Here is a 19,994-nt window from a genome sequence, read left to right on the forward strand (position 1 = left end):
CATTACTCCTCAATTGCATGTCTTACATAATCCAAAAACTCTACGGCCAATGGGCCAGGTGTGTATTCCTTATTAATTAAATATCCAAACTCAATCTGTCCTCCCTCATTGAACAGCTCAATGCCTGGAATATACTCACTCTCATAATTTATGAAAGACTCAGCACTAAGATTTGCCAGATGATTCTTCTCTAACATATTGTGCATAACATAATCACTATTCGTAATTACGGATATGTCCTTACTTATATCGATATCATCCCCATCAGCTGTCTGCCATTTACCATATCGAAGATATGCATCATTCTCAGACTGGATAAACTTAAGTCCGCTAAGCACCTTTGAGTGCTTTTTCCTTGCATAGGCCTTGTCTTCTGGTTCGAAATAAACCATACCATTCATGGTCTTCAAGGTAACAAATCGCAAATTATACTTCTTTATCAAATATTCCACCTGAGACTTTGAATCCGGAAATACGTAGATAAAGCTAAGCTCATCATCGGAAAGACGAACTCTCTCGATAAGAGACTGTGTACTGTCTGCGTGTATATAGAAGCACAAATCATCCTTTTTATGCTGCTCATAAAACTCAGAAAAGCAGTTTGACAGCCAGGAGCTGTGATTCATACCTATGCGAACCACATTCTTCTGAGCATTGGCACTTTCTGATTCGAGTCTGTCAAAATCCATAACGAGATGACTGGCCTTCTGATAAAAAGCTCTGCCCTTTTCAGTAAGAGCAATTCCCTTACTTACTCTCTTAAACAATGGGTATTCCAACTCCTTCTCCAAAGAAAGAATAACCTTGCTAACGCTTGATTGCGTTGTAAACAAAATCTTTGCCGCCTCACTAAATGAACCCACATCAGCAGACACAACAAAGTATTTTAGCTGTTTGATTTCCATTATTTATCCCTCACCCTAAAGATATGTATTCTCTACTGGAATACCTATCACTTTACTATGCTAAAGAGTATACCATAAGAAAAGGAGCAGTCCAATAAGAACTGCTCCAAAACATTCAAAGTTAATAACATTAATTATTTCTGATCAAACTCAATTGAATCAATAATTGCTGAAAGTGCATCAGATACTGGAATATCAATTGCATCATCACCACTATTAGTTACTGTAAACTCAAAGGTTAATGCTCCATCCATGTAATCTCTGCCAAGTGCTGAACAATGAAGTCCAGAATTAGAATCATCACTAACTGGCATAGCAGCATAGTAGCTGGTTACATCCTCTGTTCCAGGAAAGATACTCTCACTGTAATTTGTATCGCTTCCCCAAGCATCACCAATTGCCTTTATTGCTTCCTTACCCTTATTATCAACTGTATAAGTAGCTGTAATCATGCATGTTCCAGCACAGTCTCCTGTATATACGAAGGTTGTTATTGGGCCAGCCTGATTTACCTGAATAACATCTGGGTTATACTTTACCTGCCAACCATTTGCATCAGTGTATACAAAGTCATCACCATTCTTACCATTTACGTAATTAACAGCGTTGAAGGTATCAGCATCTGCATCCTCAACTTGCTCAAATACAAGCTCGAGGCCATCAGAAAATGCTCCGACAACTTTGCCATCTTTAAATTCCTTAACTGTAAATACATCATCGATTGGATCTACGCTTCCAATATGGAAGGTTACATCATCGTAGCCAACTTCGTATTCAAAATACATCTGTGTTCCTGTAACACCATCATCAATGCTTCCTGAACCATCCCCATAGAATACATAGAAATATGTCTTATCTGGATTCTCAGCCTCAGCAGCATAATTTACATATACACCCTTTGTGAAATATGTAACTGCTGACATTGCAACTTCTTCATCATCAATCTTAGCTGACTTGAAAGTGTCAACATATGCTGACTGTCCACAGCCAACCATGCCCATTACCATTGTAAGAGCCATTCCAAGTGTAACTGCTTTTTTCATTACTGAATTAAACTTTGTCATCTTTCCTTCTCCTTTAAAATGATTTTTATTCTTTTATTGTTGTTCTCTTGTTTACATGCACATACTATCACTTGCAATATCACACTAGTGTCACACACACAAACGCAACAATAAAAGAAAGAGAGAATACGCCTGTGTAGTCGCATTCTCCCTTATTATCTACTTTATTATTCTGCTTCCTGCATAAAGAAGACTTTTATCTTATTTAAAAACTCATCCTTAGGCATGGTCTTTAAAAAATATCCCTGTGGTTTCAAGCCCACCACTGACATTACACTTTCCTTGCTGTCATTTCCAGTAAGGAAAATTACCGGAATATCCTTTGTCTCTTCCTCTGCCCTTAGCATTTCAAGAACCTGTGGACCATTAGTAACTGGCATTTCATAATCCAACAAAATCATGTCTACCTTATTGGAAGCAAGCCACTTTATGGCTCGCATTCCTGAGGTAACCATTGACACCTTGTAATCGTCCACCATCCACTCACGAACCAGGCTCATGTAATTTGGATCATCATCCACAATAAGAATCTTTTTCTTTAAGTCACCTGTGGATGCCTGGCTAGCGTACTTATTGACCATTGCTATATAGTCATCGTAATCAAGTGGCCTTGGCAAAGTCCCGTAAATCAAGTGACCTGGAAATCCTGCAGCTATCTCCGCTGTATCTACAGGCTCTCCTATTAAAATTATTTTCTTATTATCATTTTCAAGATTATCAACTAAAAATGTCTTTATATCTTCAGGCAACACCTCATCCTTTTCCATATAAAAAGTGACCAAGGATGCGTCTGCCCACTGTGCATGTATCTTGTTTAAATCCATTGTAGTGAAAACAGCTTCTATATTAGCATCTGCCATTTTCTTAAGTAAAACCCTGATTATAAATGATTCCTTTTCTCCAAGTATCAATATATGTCCCATTACACCCTCCAACAAGGATATTTATACTGCGGCCTTAATACACAAGAGAGTCTCTAATCCATCCCAGTCATACTGATGCAAAAGACGATTTACCTCATCAACAATGTGCTGATTGCTTTCAGGTAACTGATAGAGACTCAGCTCCTCCAATATCATCTCAACAGCATCAATGTCGCAGGTAGGTACAATCTCTCTTAAAGCATCGAAGGCTTCCCCTAGCTCTTCCTTTGAAATCGGCTTCTTAATAGCCTTCCTTCTCTGCTTCTCCTGAACATATCTATTCAAAATAACCTTATAACTTCTGTATTGATTCAATAAATTATAAACATTCTCGTCTATAACAGCCAGATTTCCAGACTTACCTGCCGCCTCCAATTCATAGGCTAGCTCTCCTAATTCCTTCGCCCCAATGATTCTGGCTGAGGTCTTTAGTGCATGAACCTTAATAGTAAAATATGGAATATCCCCATTCTTATAGGAATTCTCAATGTCCGCAGATTTAAAATCAATATCCTCATAAAATGAATCCAGGAACTTTTCAAAATCTCTTAAGCTACCACAATAGTGCAAGCCATCAGAGATAGATATACCAGCTATCTCAGATAAACCTATAAGTTCCTGTGGAACAGAAATATCAACTAATCCTACGTCCATTTTCACTCCTAAAACGATTAATATATATACAATATACCAATAATTGACCAAATAATCATCTATTTTCGATACAATTATGATAATTTTTTAGCTAATTCTTATATCTGTAAGAGCAACCTGGTCTCCACTGATTGTTACATACACATCCTTTGTTCCATCTTTAATGGTGGTTACATTCTCAATTGTGATTCCCATGTTTTCAGTAGAAAGACTGATGTTGTTTCCCTTTCTAACAAAGGAGATTGAACACTCCATCCCCACCTTATTTTGCTCCTTCCATACATCCCAGCCTGGGAAAGTCTCCTTCTTCTTCATTGAAAACTTGTTTTCAGCAACAGCCTCATCAGAAGAAATCTCCCCATTTATTTTGATTAATGCAAATTCTCTGTAATTTTCTCCATTTACCTTCTTGTCATCTGAGGAATAGAGAACAATATATGGGCAGTGCCATACAAGACTGGCAGAAGGAAGACTCATTGTATGGAAATCAAGCTTCATCTTATCCTCCAGTAGCACTCCCTTTGTAGAAGAAGAACGATACTGATCAATCTGTACATTTGCCAAATCGGATTCCATTCGATTTATATAGCTTTCAGTCTCCACAATCTTTGGAATATCCACTTCTCTTATCTTCTCATTGCTGATATCCACCTTTATATCGTATAAACGGCAGCCTTCTCCAGTAAGAGCAATATAAGCCGCCTTCGAACGATCAGGCAAGGCCACTATGACATCAACCTTTCCTTTTGGACTGAAGAGCTCCAGCTTTATATGATCCTCGTATTTGGCAGCAATTATCTCATAGTTGCCCTCCACTTCATTTATATCTGTCTCTGTTAGCGACTGAACATGAAGATTCTTGGCTGCAGTGGTAATAGCCTTTCCATCAAACCATACCTCTCCATATTCCAGATAATGATATGCATCAATTGCCTTTTTGTTTTCATGAACATAACCATCAAAAGCATCAAAAAGCAAAACAGCAGGCTCACTGAATCCGCCAGAGCGCATTTCATTTTTCTTCACCTTAAAGCTAATTTTAGTAAATTCCTGAATCATCGGAATTCCTACAGTAGTGGCATCACGATAGGCTCCACATTCCAGCTCTTTCTCTATCAAAGACGGAATATCCTTGATGTCATAGTTGTTCTCCATATCAAGAATTCGAACCATAAGGGCAGATATTTCCGGATCAAATTTTATCCCTGCCTGCTTAATGAATTCCTCTCGAATGGTCTGAAGTGGAAGTGGACCTCTATAGCTTCTTCTAGAGGTCATGGCATCATAAGCATCAGCCACACCCACTATTCTTGCGATTTCTGGAATGGTATTCCCCTTTAACTTCAGAGGATAACCACTTCCATCATATCTCTCATGGCTGTAAAGAGCCGCCTCCTGTAAATAAGGATATTCTTTAATACTTGAAAGAATATCACTACTGAGCACTGGAACTCGCTCAATTATTTTTCGCTCCTCATCAGTAAGCTTTTCCTTTTGTTCCAACACCTCATCAGGTATACTTACCAAACCAACATTATGAAGAAGAGCTGCATAATAAATCTCATCACACTCTTCCTCCGATTTTCCCATCATCACAGCTATTTCTCTGGCAAGTCTTGAAACACGAGCAGCGTGACCAACTGAGTACTCATCTCTTTGTTCGACTGCTGCCATAAATGCTGTGGCAGTCTGGTCGAAAAGACGCTTGGCACTCTTCTTCTCTTCTTCCAAAATCTTCATCTCATGATTATGTGCATTCAATACTGTCTCGTTTATATCAAGATAGGTAAATATGTATAGGAAAATTGAAACCATGGCCATTGACATATTTACAATAGATATTCCGTATGCAAACACCTGAACAATAGCTATTACAATAGGAACAAAAATGTAGGCAACCATTGCTCCGTATATCCATTTACTCATAATATGTCTATATTGTTGGATAACTGTATACTGAATAATTGGGCAGACAACTGGAATAATGTAGCAAATAAGAAAACCAGGTCCCCTGTGATACAAATTATTCTCATCAAAGTAATAAAACAAGCCTGTAATCTGAGAGAACACAACAAGAATCATTTCAAGTATAGCTAGAATACTTACAATGGTAATTCTCACTGGGATTCTCTCTAGCTTTCTGCTTTTTACCAATAAATCCTTAAGATACAAATTAAATCCATAGACAATACATGGTGTTAAGAAAAAAACAAAGAAATTGCTTACTCTAACCATTATGAAGCCCATGGCGCTTGTATCTCCTGAGTAAATATATGCTAATCTGTCAAAGAAAAGCAAAAAGGCCGCTACAAGCTCCATAAAAATAAGAATGAACTTGGTTCGCTTATCCAAAAATCTTGTAATCAAAAGCATCAGAACAAAGCACAGGCAGGCTGCGCTTAGTGCAAACATAATATCCAATTGATAAGCTCGAAATAGATCAAACATAGGTTATCCCCCACATTTATTATTTGTTCTCAAGCCATTCTTCCATGGCATCCCAGTCGAAAACTTTAAGCATTTTTGACAAATCGTAAATACGAATAGCATCCTCTTCTGGAAGCTTGTATTCCATAAGTCCATCCAGAATCATCGATACAGCATCAAAATCCATCTGTGGAATCACCTCAGCAAGAGCATTATATGCATCACTTAGCATATCCTCTGGCACAGGTTCTTTTCCATCATCATCTGCCATTACTCCATTGATAGCTTTTAGCTTATCCTTAAATTCATTGTACTGTTCCATGAAGGCGGCATTATTAGCATCAATAAACTCCACATCATTTCTATTTCCCGCATCCTCAAGCTGAGCTGCAAGATTCGAAAGCTCCAAGGCGCCTATGATTCGACATGAACTCTTTAACGCATGAATCTTAATAGTGTATAGTCTGACGTTACCTTCCTCGTATGCATCAGTAATTACCCTTGTATTGGAATCGATGGTATCAAGGAACAAATCAAGAGCGAAAATAAAGCTTTCAATTCCACCTGAATTCTTAATACCGTCATCGACAGAGATTCCCTCCACACTATTAATCCATAACATGTTTTCAGGAAGTTCTTTAAGCTCCTCTACTGTTTCATCTCTTGTAAACTTCTCTACCATTGATTCTGGAAGATGACGAAGAATTGTCTTCTCCAAAATTTCAGGTTCAACAGGCTTTGCCAAATAACCATTGAAGCCCTTTGAAACATAGAAATCCTCTCCTGCTGTGGAATTGGCAGTAAGTGCGTAAACTGGCACCTCTGGCTCAAACTCACGAATCTTCTCCAAGGTTTCTATTCCATCCATACCTGGCATCATATGGTCTAAAAGGATAATATCAAAGTGATTTACCCTGATTTTATCGATGGCATCCTCACCACTTGTTGATGTAGTTACAAATACTCTTGTAGCTTTAAGAAGTCCCTTGATAACATTAAGGTTCATAGGGTTATCATCCACAACAAGAATATCTGCGTCCGGTGCAATAAACTGTGGCACATAAGGTCCCTTAGCACCTGTATCCTCATGTTCGAGGAACAAGCCGATTGGTGTTGCATCTACAATCTTCTGATTCAAAGTCAGTATAAACTCTGAGCCTTCGCCATAAGTACTTTCACACCAAAGCTGTCCACTCATCAGCTCAGCAAATCTTCTAGAGATATCAAGGCCAAGGCCTGTTCCTTGGATTGCCACATTTCGTTCTTCGTCAAGACGTTCGTAGGCTGTGAAGAGTCGTTCCATATCCTCATCCTTAACACCGATACCTGTATCCTTAACGGAAATACGAAGTGAACATACCTCATTTTCACGGGCGTCCATAGAAACATTTAAAATAAAACCACCCTTTTCCGTATACTTCACAGCATTGGTAAGAAGATTAAGGACGATTTGCTTAATCTTTCCCATATCTCCATACAGACGCTTAGGCATTATCTCATCCACAACAACATCAAAGGTAAGCTCCTTTTCAATACTTCGAACACGAATCATTGAAACAATGGAACGAAGCATATCCTGAACATCATACTCCTGCTCCACAAGATGCATCTTACCCGATTCAATCTTAGAAATATCAAGAAGGTCATTGATAAGTCCAAGAAGAGACTCTGTAGCATTTCTAATATCAAAGGCATAATTCATCATGGACATGAAATAATCCTTTGGAACACCTCTTGCGTCTTCACGCATAACCATCTCGTTCATTCCCATTATTGTATTGATAGGAGTTCTGATTTCATGGGACATGTTGGCAAGGAAGCGGGATTTTGATAAGTTGGCTCTCTCAGCCTCCTCCTTTGCCTTGCTGATTTCTATATACTGACGACGAATAATTGTAGTACCCATTACTCGCCATACAATAACAGCTGTAGCTATGGCAATTAATGCCAGAATAAATATTCTAAAGGCCCATAGTTCTCCAAGTCTTGGAGACTTCTTTATACTGAAGGTTTCATCCTGAAGTACTGTCTCTGTAGTTGGATCTATAACTTGTAAATGTAAGGTGTAATCTCCATATGGAAGAGATGTATATTCCAAAGAAGACATTTTACTTTTCTGGATAGTTACACCTTCATCACTGGCTCCCTCAAGAAACATTTTTATAGTTGGATTCAGTGTTGTATAGTCCATTACAGATGGATTAATCTGAATACGTCCAGTTGATGCAGGTATAGTATATAAGCCCTTGTCATCTGGCTTGATTAATTCATCTCCACAGTAAACTGAACCAATCATCATTTTAAATTTTCCAAAAGCCGTATAATAATTGTTGAAATTAACCTTAATTGTGCCATCTCTTCCTGGGATATAAAGATTTCCCTCATCATCACTATCGCAATAAAGATTACTGGTAAGAGCAAATGGCAAACCATTTTCAACAGTATCAAGTCTATATTCTGTTATTTTATCCTTAAGCATATCCTCCGCATTTACGGAGAACACTCCATAAGAGGATAATATCCAAGCATTACCATGATCATCAAAATAGATATCATAGTTATTATTGTAAGGAAATGATGTAATAGAGCTGATAGTCTCATCCTTTACAAGCTGAATTGAATTGGAGGTGATTAACCAAGTGACGCCATGAGCATCATCCCTTTTTATTTTCATTATTACATCACTGGTAAGACCATCTTCTCTGCTTATGTGCTTTACAATTTTTCCCTTGATGGCATAAATTCCGTCTCCATCAGAACCGCACCATACAAAGCCATCCTCCATCTCCTCAACACAGAGAAATACAGGATTTTTTATTCCCTGCTTTTCCCCATAATTTTCTACGACCTGACCATCTCTTATAATTGTTAAACCATCATTAGTTCCAACAAGTGTACTGCCGTCCTTCGCAAACGCGATACAACGCACCTGATTATTTGGCAATCCATTTTGCGTGGTATATCTTGTGATATTACCATCCTTGTCCATGCAGACAAGTCCCTTACTTTTTGTATAAGTGGCTACCCAAAGATTCCCCTTGTCATCTTCCTTTATACAACGAACTCTTGCATCCTCTATGTAATCCATTAAAGGATGCTCTGTCACTACACCATCTTTTCCAAGAATCTGTATTCCCTGATCTGTGCCCAGATAAAGATATCCATCATAATCACAGGTAGCGTTAGTAACCACATGATTAAGTCCTGCCTTTTCACAAAGATTCACGTAGTTGTTAGCAACGACTTTAACAGCACCCAGTGTAGAAGAAGAAATCCAGATGTTTCCCTGATAATCAGAGGTTAACATCTCTATGCCGCTTTCAATATCTACATCAAGTAATACAAACTGAAAGTTTTCATCCAGGTAGCCAATCTTATTAGTAGATGAAATCCATACTCTGCCACAATCATAATTAATCCAATGAATATTCGTAACAGGATGTACATCTATTTTCTTAAATCTATTTAGCTTGTCCCCAAACTTTCCATAATAAACATACTCGCCAGTTGTACCTAAATAAACATGACCTGGTACATTAGGATCTGCCATTATTGTGGTGATCTGATCAAGCCCCAAATCTTCACTTCTATATAATTCTGTAATCTGGCAATTATCAATTGCAAAAATTATTCCGCTCGAGGTCTGTCCGTAAATACGTCCCTCACTGTCAATATCAAGCTTTAAGACACGCTCCTCATTAAGGCGTTTATCCTCCAGCAGGCATACTTCCATATCCGTATTTACGTAGCACACTCCTGCAGTTGTTCCGACAAAAATATTCCCTTTAAAATCCTCTACAAAATATCTTATTGAAGAGGATGGAAGTCCATCTAAATATGTAAGTTGAGTTCTCTTTTCTCCTTCTATAACAACAACGCCATTATCATTTGTACCAACCCATATCCTGCCCTTGCTATCCTCAAGCATTCCTCTGGCACTAGTAAGCCCTTCATCCGTGCTGAGGCGTTGAAAATTAGTTCCGTCATAAGTCGTTACACCACTATAACCACCTATCCACACATGACCGTCAGACTCCCCTAAAATACACATAGAATCAGAGGTAGGCAAACCGTTGGAGGAATCATAAAGCTTTGATGAATAGCCCACTCCTGGTATCTGCTCTGTTACAGCGTAACCTCCGCCATATACCTGATAAATATTTTCTTCTTCTGTTTCTTCAGCGTAAAGCTTGAAATTCAGTCCGATTAAACTGATAAGACCAAGTAATGCTATAAGTTTTATCTTCTTCAAAACAGTCTCCTTATGGAATGGCATTAACCATGATTCTTGTTATACTTTCTATAAACGACTCGTATTTCAGGAAGTGAATCTACAAAAGCCTCCACACACTTAGGATCAAATTTAGTTCCGGCATTTTTCTTAATATATTCGATGCCTTCTTCAACTGAATACTGTACACCTTTTACTTTGGAGGAAGTGATTACATCAAAGGTGTCTGCCACCGCCATTATTCTGGCAGAAAGAGGAATAACTTCACCATGAAGTCCTTCTGGGTATCCTGTTCCATCCCAATTTTCATGATGATAGGCAGCCATGTTTCTTGCCTCCTTCAGGTAGTTCTCACCTGCTACCGTTGTAATGGCATTTTCCATAATCTTCTTTCCAGCAATAGTATGAGTTCTTTTTATCTCCTCTTCCTCTGGTGTTAGAACCCCTTCCTTATTCAAAATAGAATCTGGAACATTAATTTTTCCTATATCATGTAAAGGTGCACTTCGAACAACATCTGAGATAAACTTCGGTGTTACTTTACCTGGATAATAGCCCTTTTCCTCTAATCCCTCAGCAATAATCTTCACATAAGCAGCGGTTTTTTGAATATGAGAACCACTGTTTACATCACGATTTTCAACCAAATCTGCCATGGTAATAATCAGACCATCCTGCATCTTTGCAGTGTTCTCATTAAAATTACGGATGCTTCGAATCTGTTCAGCCTGATTAAGAGCCATGTTGCATATAGAATGATAAAGCTTCTCTATCTCATCGTTAGTATGAATATTTATCTTACGAAGTCTTCGCACTGCATTGTCTATCTCCACCTGATTGTCTCCAGCCTTTACAAAGCTTTCTACTCCAAGACCTATACTACTTATTGGATAGACCAGATAGGTACCAGTAGACCAAATACCATATCCAAGAATAGCAATAACAATAGATGCCATAATGAGAAGAATTCGCCACATAAAGTCAAATACATATTCCGCTACATAAGACATGGAAACATCGGCACCTGCATAACATACACAATTCCCCTCCGAATCAAACACAGGTATAAAAGCTGTCATAATCCAGCTCCAGCTGTTATCTGATTCAGTAGGTGGGATTACTTTTCCTTCATGGAAATCATCAACATAGCATAAGAATTCTTCGTCTAAACGAATTCTCTCTCCTGGCTTAATTCCTTCTGCGTCCCCATCATAGCCATAGCCTTCGTAATCACTACTTGCATCAAGATCAAATATGAAGACCATATCCTCACCCTCAATCTTAACTAGATAAAGATATGCTACACCTACTGCATTCTCTCGAATTTTATATAAAATGTCTTCCGTTTCTTTATAGCCTGGGTAAGTCTCACCATAGGTTATATATTCATCTATCTTTTCCGGATCCACAATGGATGCCGCAAAGGTAGCTGCAGATGTTGCAATCTCAGCCTTCTCATTCACATCCTTTTTATAATATAGGCGAAGCTCTATTATTGACATCATTGCAATAACCAAAATAGACACACCAAAAAGTAGCAGGGCAAGTCTGGTTCTCATGGAAAAATCTGTTGCCTTCCCCCACTGTCTCATAGCAACAAGCTCATCTTCCGTCAGTGGCGTCTGCTTCCAACTACTTATACTTATCTTTTGTTTGATTTTCTCCGGAATAAAATGCTGGATATTTAGGGCAAGTCCAATGGAAATACCCTTATCAAAAATATTAACAACTGTATTAGTAATAAAAAAGGTTGTGGCTTTAGAGAAACCTGTAGCCGAAATCAAACCTTCAATAGAATTTGCTATAAAAGGATTTTGTGGTGCGAGAAACAAATGCCACTGAATATATGCACCAACGCCTCCACTCATTAATCCTGCTGAAAGAACAAAAAGAATCTTATATATGAAACTGCGATTGGCATACTTCCACTCGTAGACTGCTGCAAGTATGCCAATAAAAATATTAATAATGGCAAAATACATGGAAACCCCGTTATAGATAGTGCAAAGGGCGTTAGTAAGAAGTGCCGTGAAGATTCCTGGCAAAAGTCCACCCATACATGAAACAAGTATGGTACCTATTGTATCTAGAAAAAGAGGCAATCCAAGAATTGAACAAATAAACGCAAGCAAAACATTAATGGCTATTCCGATAAGTATAAATAGCCATCCACACCAGTCATATTCTTTTATCTTCTGCGAAATATTTTTCAAGTTCAAGCCTCCCCATTACCTTTTTTTCATTAAACTCTAAAAATATTTGAAGCAAAGCATAGTAATATCATCAAACTGAGGAGAATCCTCCACAAAGCCATCAATATCACGCTTCACTGTTTCAAGTAACTCTTTTGCATCCGCTTTAGGATTTTTATTAAGAGCCTTCAGCATTCGGTTTGTACCATAGAGCCTATTGTACTCATTAGCAGCCTCTGGAACACCATCCGTATATACGAATAGGCTATCACCAGGATTAAGCTGGAATTCATGTTCTCTAAACGTTATTCCATCCATTGTGGCAACTGCTGGTGAATGCTTATAAACATCCAGCTCAAACTGGCCATCTTTTCTTTTGATTGCAGGATGCTCGTGACCTGCATTAGCTGCAACAATCTTGCCAGTGGAGATTTGAATGATGCCCAGCCACACTGTGATAAACAAATCCATATCATTTCCTTCGCACAGCTGATTGTTTACATCATATAAAATAGCTGATGGTGAAAAGTTTCTATCCATCAATGCTCTATATTTAATAAGAGTCTTAGCGTTTACCATGAAAAGGGCTGCTGGCACTCCCTTTCCTGAAACGTCCGCCATTACAAGTGCCAGATGATCATCATCAATTAAAAAGAAATCATAAAAATCTCCACCAACTTCTTTAGCTGGAGTCATTGTCGCGTAGATGTCAAATTCAGTTCTCTCTGGAAATGGAGGGAACTTTCTAGGAAGCATATCAGCCTGAATCTTTGTGGCTACATTTAGCTCTGCACTGATACGCTCTTTTTCTGCGGTGATAGTTTCGATATTGTCAATGTATTCAACAATACTCTGCTCCATGCTTTGAACAGATTTTGCCAGCTCCTCTAACTCATCACCTGTTTTAATATAATTTAATGAATCATCCGTGGTGGTATTCTCAGCAAACCATTTAATATTTCTTCTTAAAACCATCAGTGGGTCGATGATATAAGAATTCATGTAATGCCAGTTCAAAAGACAAAATGCGCCCAAAAGTATCAGTGCAATAATTATCATGTTTATAATAAATCTTTGAAGTGTCGACTGGACTACTCTCATATAGGTGTCTACAAATAAAAGTGCCACAACATTTCCTTTGCTGTCCTTTACAGGAAGACAACTTGATGTAAGATATCCATACTGAGAATGTCGTACCAGATAGCTTTTAGGCTGCACTCCCTTTGTATAGGCCTCCCATAATTCATCAAAAGGCGCAGCAATAGGATCCCGGAACCCCATATTGCTTCCAGAATCATATATATACTTTATTGTTTTATCCTCATATGGGACACCTATATAAATATAGGCGGCATCTGATACCTCCTGAATATATTTAAGGTATTCCACCATTTCCTGATAGTAATCGTCCTCATACCAGGTCTTGGAATATTCTGCAATCTTATCGTGATCAATCTGCTTTAATATGATATTTGCGACCACATAACCACGCTCGTTATATAGTTTTTGTACTGATCTGTTAAAAATAAGCGAACCGCTAATGCACATTGCGATGATTGCAAGCAATGTGAATATAATAATACCTGCAAGTGCTTTGGCATGTATACCAAACTTTCTTATCTTAAGTATTTTTCTCATTCTCCCCTGATTCCCCTTATATGCGCTTCATCAATGTAAGTATATTTTTTCCTTCTTTATGGCGATAAGAAACCTCATCCATACTCTTTTTCACCATAAAGATTCCAAGACCTCCGATTTCCCTGTCCTCCACCGACAGTGTTGTATCGGGATCTTCTCTTTCCAAGGGATTATATGGCAATCCCTCATCCTTAAAAGTGAGAAAAACCTGACCTTCATCAGCCTCTAGGTCTAATTCCATAGGACCTGTCCCGGTATCGGGAATAGTCTTACCTTCCTCATCAAGCTTGCTGTAAGCATAATGAGCAATATTGACATAAACCTCCTCTACTGCAAGAGAAATCTGCATAATGCGAGCCATATCACACTCCAATGCCTCAAGCTCACCTTCCACAAACCCCATTACCTTTTCCAGGTTTTCAATTGTTGCCTCGCACTCAAAAGTCCTTTTCATAAATATTCTACCTGTTAAAATCCATCATAAAAACCGCAAACCCCTTTGATGAATCAAATTATACTATTAATAATATCACACAACTGTCACACTTTGTTTATTTATCCACAGTTCGTGTAAAAACAAATAAGGGGCGGATGTCTTCCGTCCCTTAAGTAGTAGTCATTTTTATACAGCATCCTCGTCCTCATACAAAGCATAGCTAATCTCATCAAGCTCTGCATGGAAGAATTCTGGCCAGCTATACTGATTCATATAATCACCGAGATACTGATATTTTGAGTCCTTCTTTTTATCAAGCCAGTCAAATAAATCACACTCGATTTTATCCTTAGCGATTGCCATGCTGCCTCGCTGCTTGATAATAACTCCATCCAGCTTCAGCTTCTTAAATGTATTCTGTAAATCCTGTCTAAGATTACACAGGTAAGAAAGCTTCTTATCCGGATCACCATCATCTTCCCACAATGAAGCAATCAATTCTCCATTAGTAGTTTGAGCCCCGCGATTGTTTATCAGAATAGCAACAATCTCTTTTGTTCTATTGTATTTAAATGTTACCGGCTCCCCATCCACAAAAAGCTCAAAGTTTCCAAAAGTCTGAGCGAATACTCTCTTATACTTCTTTCTAAGTTCTGGATATCTGAGAGAATCCAGCTCCTTTTGCACTCTTTTATCAGCCTCTGGTTTGTAGATGTATCCACTGGCATGAAGCTGCATGGCTTCATATGCAAATTCCTTATGCTCAGTGTAAAATATAATATTAGTGTATGGATTAAGCTCCACCAAATATTTACCAAGTTCAATTCCAGAAAGCTCAGGCATATTCACATCAAGAAAAGCCACATCAATTTCCTCTTCTCTCGCTTTAGCTAATGCTGAAAGTGAACTGTCATAAGCAAAAATATTAGCGTCTGGCTTCACCTTTTTAACAAGCTTGGTAAGTTTATCAAGGGAAGTGCGCTCATCATCTACTGCCAATATATTCATATTGCACCCTCCCCTACATTATTGATATTGATTTTGTTTTCTGATTCTTACGCTGCTCGGCTGTCATATGAAGAGGATCAGCCTCTCCTACCACCAGTGTATCTCCATCATTCATAGCCGCATCATGAAGTGGCCCCATGTTCATGTCAGCTATAACCAGGGCCGCAAATCTGTCAAAATTATCATCATCAATTACAGGGAAATGATGCTTCATCCTGTACCAGTGTTCACTGTCATAGCCTACGCTACCAATGTAGAGACGGTCTGCTGTGTCAGCTACATCATCCATGTCTGCATAAGGTGCATTTTTCATAGCTGTGTCCTCGCAAAACAGAGTTGCGTATATACGAAGTATCTTATCCCTCACTGTTTCCTCATGACCATCCTTGGCAACCTTACCAGTGGCAGACTCCATGTATGTATAGAAATAATCCTGTGCCTCATCACTATCATCAAAATTCAGAATTGCATCATAAAATTTCTTATCAATAAAGCTTTTTCCCATAATACATTACACCCTTCCTCAAAAAATAAGGGGTAGAAAAACCACCCCTCATACATATCTTACTGAATTGTAAAAATATCTGAAAAACCAGTAACCTCGAAAATTTCCTGAACCTCTTCGGTAGGATTGTTAACAACCATACGGCCCTGCTTGTTCATAATTTTCTGAGCTGATAAAAGAACTCTAAGGCCTGCACTTGAAATATATTCCAAATTTTTCAAATCAAAAGTAAGCTTTGAAACACCATCTATTACAGCGTTAATCTTTTCTTCTAATTGAGGAGAGGTGGTTGTGTCTAATCTTCCCTCAAGCTCCACAATCAAATCTCCACCATTTTTTTCATCCTTAATATTTAACATATTCTTATACTCCTCCTCGTATGCCAATAAAACCTTGATTCTTGGCCTAATATTTTGAAATTATTATACTCTAACAACATTTTATACTCAATAAATTGTGATTGTTTCACATTTTTTTCATAAATCGCTTATCTCTAGATTTCCATGATAAAAGCCATTTCAATCTGATTCTTTTCCACACCAACTACAACATCCTTTGCAATGCTTGCTACGATAGACTTTTCAAGCTCATCCCAATATGCTGTAGTCTCAGGTTCACCATTTCCCTCCTTAAGGGATTTCTTATAATCATCCATTGTCCACATAAATCCTGTAAAAGCATGAGGATTTGATGCAATGGCGGTATCCAAATACGAACCTGAAATTCCCATTCCATATCCGCTATATTTTTGCTGTAGCTTCATAACTCCATCATAGTTAAGTAATCCCGTCTCAACGAAATCTCTTATCTTACCCATAAAACCAACAGCAAGAGCGTTTTCTCCAGAGGATGATACCGATATTAAATCTGTCTTTTTGTCGATATCCATATTTGTCTTTCCAACAAGTCGAAGCCAGCTTTCGCCCTCATACTCTTCCACCCATACGATAGCGGTAAAATCGCCTGTAATAGCCTTTACCATTCCAATGGACTCTTCGAAAAGTAACTTCATGTGTAAGGAATCCTTCTTGCTCAATTGAAGCTGCTCTATAGTCTTGTCCACCTTGTCATAAACCTCATTGTATTTGGTCTCGTCATTGTTTACATAAATTTGCTCTGTAGAAAATTTTGGTACCTGATTCTTATTCTTAATTATAGTCTCCATTTAAAAACCTCCCCAAAACCTTTTAATTAACTTTTTCTATGATGACAATTTATCATAGGAATTATCACAAAAGTATCACATACTTCTGTAAGTCATACAAAACGTTGAAAAAAGACTGCACTAGGCAGTCCTATAATTATCGAGTTAAATCCTTAACCCACTTATATTTTTTATAGTGATAGAAAACCCAAGGTAGTTTTCCAACTTCATCCAAACAGGTACAGGCATAAACCGCAAGTACTGGCCAATGAAATACGAATGCACCAAGGAAAGCGATTGGCACCGCTATACACCACATGCAAACTGCAAGACTGTAAATATCGAAAAGCGTATCGCCACCAGCACCAAAGACTCCATTGATTACCACAGTATTAATGCAACGTCCTATCATATAAAAGGCCATGATAACCATCATTCCAATAAGATATTGCTTTGCCTGTGGTGTAAGGATAATGAAATTAACTACTAAAGGTGTCACAAGCAAAATGATTACAGTTGAAAAAAATCCTATTAGCACGGACATCTTTGAGATACGCTGTCCATATAGCTTTCCTCTTTCCAAATTTCCAGCGCCGAGCTCATTTCCAATAATAATTCCACCTGCAGCACTGACACCATCACATACGCAGCACATAAGATCTCGGACAACTGCAGCAACAGAATTAGCGGCAGCCGAATCGGTGCCAAGATGTCCCATAAAAGCAGTATATGATGTAAATCCAACGCCCCAGAACATAGCTGCGCCTGCAAGAGGAAGACCACAACGAACGTAATCTTTGAGAAGCAAAGCGTCTCTTACTACCAAATCCTTTAATGATGGATGAATGAAATCCTTTTGGAAGGATGAAATAACCGCCCAAACCAGTTCTATAATTCTAGAAATAAGTGTAGCTATAGCTGCGCCTTCTGCACCAAGAGCAGGAAGTCCCATAAGTCCAAAAATAAGAATTCCATTAAGAATGATATTGATAACTACAGCACCCGAACTAATGATGGCACATCTATCTGCATGTTCGGTAACTCGCATCATACCAAGGAAGCACTGAGAAAATCCCGTAAGAAGATATGACCAGCCTGCAATTCTAAGGTAACATGCGCCAATAGATATAAGAGCTTCATCACTGGCAAAAATCATCATAAGCTGTCTTGGGAAAACAACACAGGCAACACAGAAAAGCAAAGAAATAACAAATGCGATTCTGAGACTCATTCCAAAAATCTTATGAAGAGTCTTTTTATCACCCTTGCCCCAGTATTGAGCGCCAAGAATAGAGATGGAACCTGTAACGGCACAGAGCATCATATTTTGAATAAACTGAACCTGGGTAGCAAGTGAAACAGCAGCCATAGAATTCTGCTCGATTCGACCAAGCATTACAGCATCGCAGGCAGCAACAAGAGCAAGCATCAAAGCCTGAAATGCAATTGGCAATGTTAAATTAAAGAGTCTGCGCAGAAAATCTTTGTCTGCAAATAATCTGTCCTTCATCGAGTAACCTCCAATTTTTGTCTAGGCATATTATACAATTATATTGTATGATTTAGATATAGCGATTTTGAAATTTTATATTTCAAATGAAAGGTGTTATTTAGACAAAAAAATACCTCCAGGCACTGGCATACCTGGAGGCTGTAAAAGGAGTCTAATAACTTCCCCAAGAAACCCGGTTAGAAACTTGGGAAAAAGGAATTTAACTAAGTTAGAAATGTCTGAGCAAAGCTCAGTATAAAATTAAACTGCTGCGAGGGCTTTGCCAAGTTCCTGGCACTCTGCCTCTGCAGCCCCATCTGGAGCATCCTGACAGATAACACCTTCGCCATTTACAACAGTGGCACCTGCGGCTGTCATACGATCAACCCAGTCTCTCATCCACTGTCCGTCTCCCCAGCCGTAAGAACCGAAAAGACCAATTGTCTTACCTGAAACAAAACCTTCCAAATCTGATACGAAAGGTTCCATCTCACCTTCCTCAAGTACCTCAGCTCCCATTGCAGGACAGCCAAGAGCAAATGCCTTAGCATTCTTGAGTTCATCTATTGAAGCATCGCCAACGTAAACAACATTAGCAACTCCACCAGCCGCTGTAACACCTGCACCAACAGCATTTGCCATAGCTTCAGTGTTTCCTGACTGTGACCAAAAAACTACATTAACTGTACTCATGCTAATACTCTCTCCTTCTTGTAAATCTTTCGAACCATTTCATCTTTGATGTCATCAAACTTGTCGAAAAGCTGTTTTGTCGCATCTGGGTTCTCGTAGACTTTCCAGTATCCTGAGATTTTGTAATCCTCTCCACCATTATCGATGAACCCCTTTACATCGCATAATGGATATCCGAGGAAAACACCTATCTCATGTGGAAAATCCTTTCGATTATGAACATAGCTGTCGTAGCGTTCCTGAAAATTTCGAAGGCTGTATCCAAAAGCATCTGTCCTGTAACCGTAGCCCTTTAGGAATTCTCTGACATCATTTCTAGATAAGTAATCCACGAGCATTTCCTTGTTGAATACCAGAAAAATAACTCTGTGTCGGTCATAAACTAGTCTGTATCCCATAAGCTTTGAATGTCTTAATAGGAATCTAACTTTATCTTCCTGATCTCTTGAAACTATTAGAAGATTTGAAGTCTTAAGCCCCGCGATAGTAGGTGCACACTGCAAAACAATCTGTAATTCTACTTTTCGCCTGTCCATGGCGCATAACATCTCAAACACTTCGTTGCTCATAGCTTACTCTCTCTTGTTTTTTCTAAGTTAGTATTTACTAACTGTGGTTATATTATACTACCATGCGTTAGATGTCAACACTTTTTTCACATTTTTTCTTATTGAAAAACCCT

16 protein-coding genes are annotated in these 19,994 nt (G+C 38.5%); all 16 read right to left on the reverse strand.

Translation table 11 applies throughout. From position 1 onward, the window contains the following. Positions 1-2 precede the first annotated feature (2 nt). Positions 3-905 (reverse strand): LysR family transcriptional regulator, encoded by a 903-nt coding sequence (locus BMZ41_RS09210; protein WP_090528909.1) that lies wholly within the window; start codon positions 903-905, stop codon positions 3-5. A 134-nt stretch (positions 906-1,039) separates the two neighbouring features. Next, complete coding sequence (locus BMZ41_RS09215; protein ID WP_090528911.1) at positions 1,040-1,969, reverse strand: hypothetical protein; 930 nt, start codon at positions 1,967-1,969, stop codon at positions 1,040-1,042. Positions 1,970-2,136: 167 nt separating this feature from the next. Continuing rightward, positions 2,137-2,892: a response regulator gene (locus BMZ41_RS09220; RefSeq protein WP_090167592.1), complete on the reverse strand. Its 756-nt coding sequence runs from the start codon at positions 2,890-2,892 to the stop codon at positions 2,137-2,139. 21 nt (positions 2,893-2,913) lie between these two features. Next, positions 2,914-3,546, reverse strand: coding sequence for an Hpt domain-containing protein (locus tag BMZ41_RS09225; RefSeq protein ID WP_090528914.1), 633 nt, complete (start codon positions 3,544-3,546; stop codon positions 2,914-2,916). Between the two features lie 87 nt (positions 3,547-3,633). Continuing rightward, complete coding sequence (locus tag BMZ41_RS09230; RefSeq protein ID WP_090167596.1) at positions 3,634-5,994, reverse strand: HD domain-containing phosphohydrolase; 2,361 nt, start codon at positions 5,992-5,994, stop codon at positions 3,634-3,636. Between the two features lie 19 nt (positions 5,995-6,013). Next, positions 6,014-10,225, reverse strand: coding sequence for a hybrid sensor histidine kinase/response regulator (locus tag BMZ41_RS09235; protein ID WP_177184198.1), 4,212 nt, complete (start codon positions 10,223-10,225; stop codon positions 6,014-6,016). A 23-nt stretch (positions 10,226-10,248) separates the two neighbouring features. Beyond that, a complete protein-coding gene (locus BMZ41_RS09240; protein WP_090528920.1) occupies positions 10,249-12,417 on the reverse strand; it encodes an HD domain-containing phosphohydrolase in 2,169 nt (722 codons plus the stop codon). A 36-nt stretch (positions 12,418-12,453) separates the two neighbouring features. After that, positions 12,454-14,034, reverse strand: coding sequence for a PP2C family protein-serine/threonine phosphatase (locus tag BMZ41_RS09245; RefSeq protein WP_090528923.1), 1,581 nt, complete (start codon positions 14,032-14,034; stop codon positions 12,454-12,456). Positions 14,035-14,050: 16 nt separating this feature from the next. Further along, positions 14,051-14,488 carry an ATP-binding protein gene (locus BMZ41_RS09250; RefSeq protein WP_090167604.1) on the reverse strand — a complete coding sequence of 146 codons (438 nt, stop codon included), beginning with the start codon at positions 14,486-14,488 and terminating at the stop codon, positions 14,051-14,053. Positions 14,489-14,656: 168 nt separating this feature from the next. After that, a complete protein-coding gene (locus tag BMZ41_RS09255) occupies positions 14,657-15,478 on the reverse strand; it encodes a response regulator (protein ID WP_090528925.1) in 822 nt (273 codons plus the stop codon). Positions 15,479-15,491: 13 nt separating this feature from the next. After that, entirely contained in the window at positions 15,492-15,983 is a 492-nt protein-coding gene (locus BMZ41_RS09260) for a hypothetical protein (protein WP_090528928.1), read from the reverse strand. A 59-nt stretch (positions 15,984-16,042) separates the two neighbouring features. Continuing rightward, positions 16,043-16,342, reverse strand: coding sequence for an STAS domain-containing protein (locus BMZ41_RS09265; protein ID WP_090167611.1), 300 nt, complete (start codon positions 16,340-16,342; stop codon positions 16,043-16,045). Positions 16,343-16,476: 134 nt separating this feature from the next. Beyond that, the gene (locus BMZ41_RS09270) at positions 16,477-17,148 is read right to left on the reverse strand and encodes a hypothetical protein (protein WP_090528931.1); all 672 of its coding nucleotides are present in this window, start codon (positions 17,146-17,148) and stop codon (positions 16,477-16,479) included. A 136-nt stretch (positions 17,149-17,284) separates the two neighbouring features. After that, positions 17,285-18,637, reverse strand: coding sequence for an MATE family efflux transporter (locus BMZ41_RS09275; protein WP_090167615.1), 1,353 nt, complete (start codon positions 18,635-18,637; stop codon positions 17,285-17,287). Positions 18,638-18,880: 243 nt separating this feature from the next. Then, entirely contained in the window at positions 18,881-19,312 is a 432-nt protein-coding gene (locus tag BMZ41_RS09280; RefSeq protein ID WP_090528934.1) for a flavodoxin, read from the reverse strand. Further along, the gene (locus tag BMZ41_RS09285; RefSeq protein ID WP_090167620.1) at positions 19,309-19,881 is read right to left on the reverse strand and encodes a DUF3793 family protein; all 573 of its coding nucleotides are present in this window, start codon (positions 19,879-19,881) and stop codon (positions 19,309-19,311) included. Before BMZ41_RS09285 ends, BMZ41_RS09280 begins: the two co-directional genes overlap by 4 nt. Positions 19,882-19,994 lie beyond the last annotated feature (113 nt).

Source organism: Pseudobutyrivibrio sp. UC1225, from assembly GCF_900115215.1.
Taxonomy (GTDB): Bacteria; Bacillota; Clostridia; order Lachnospirales; family Lachnospiraceae; genus Pseudobutyrivibrio.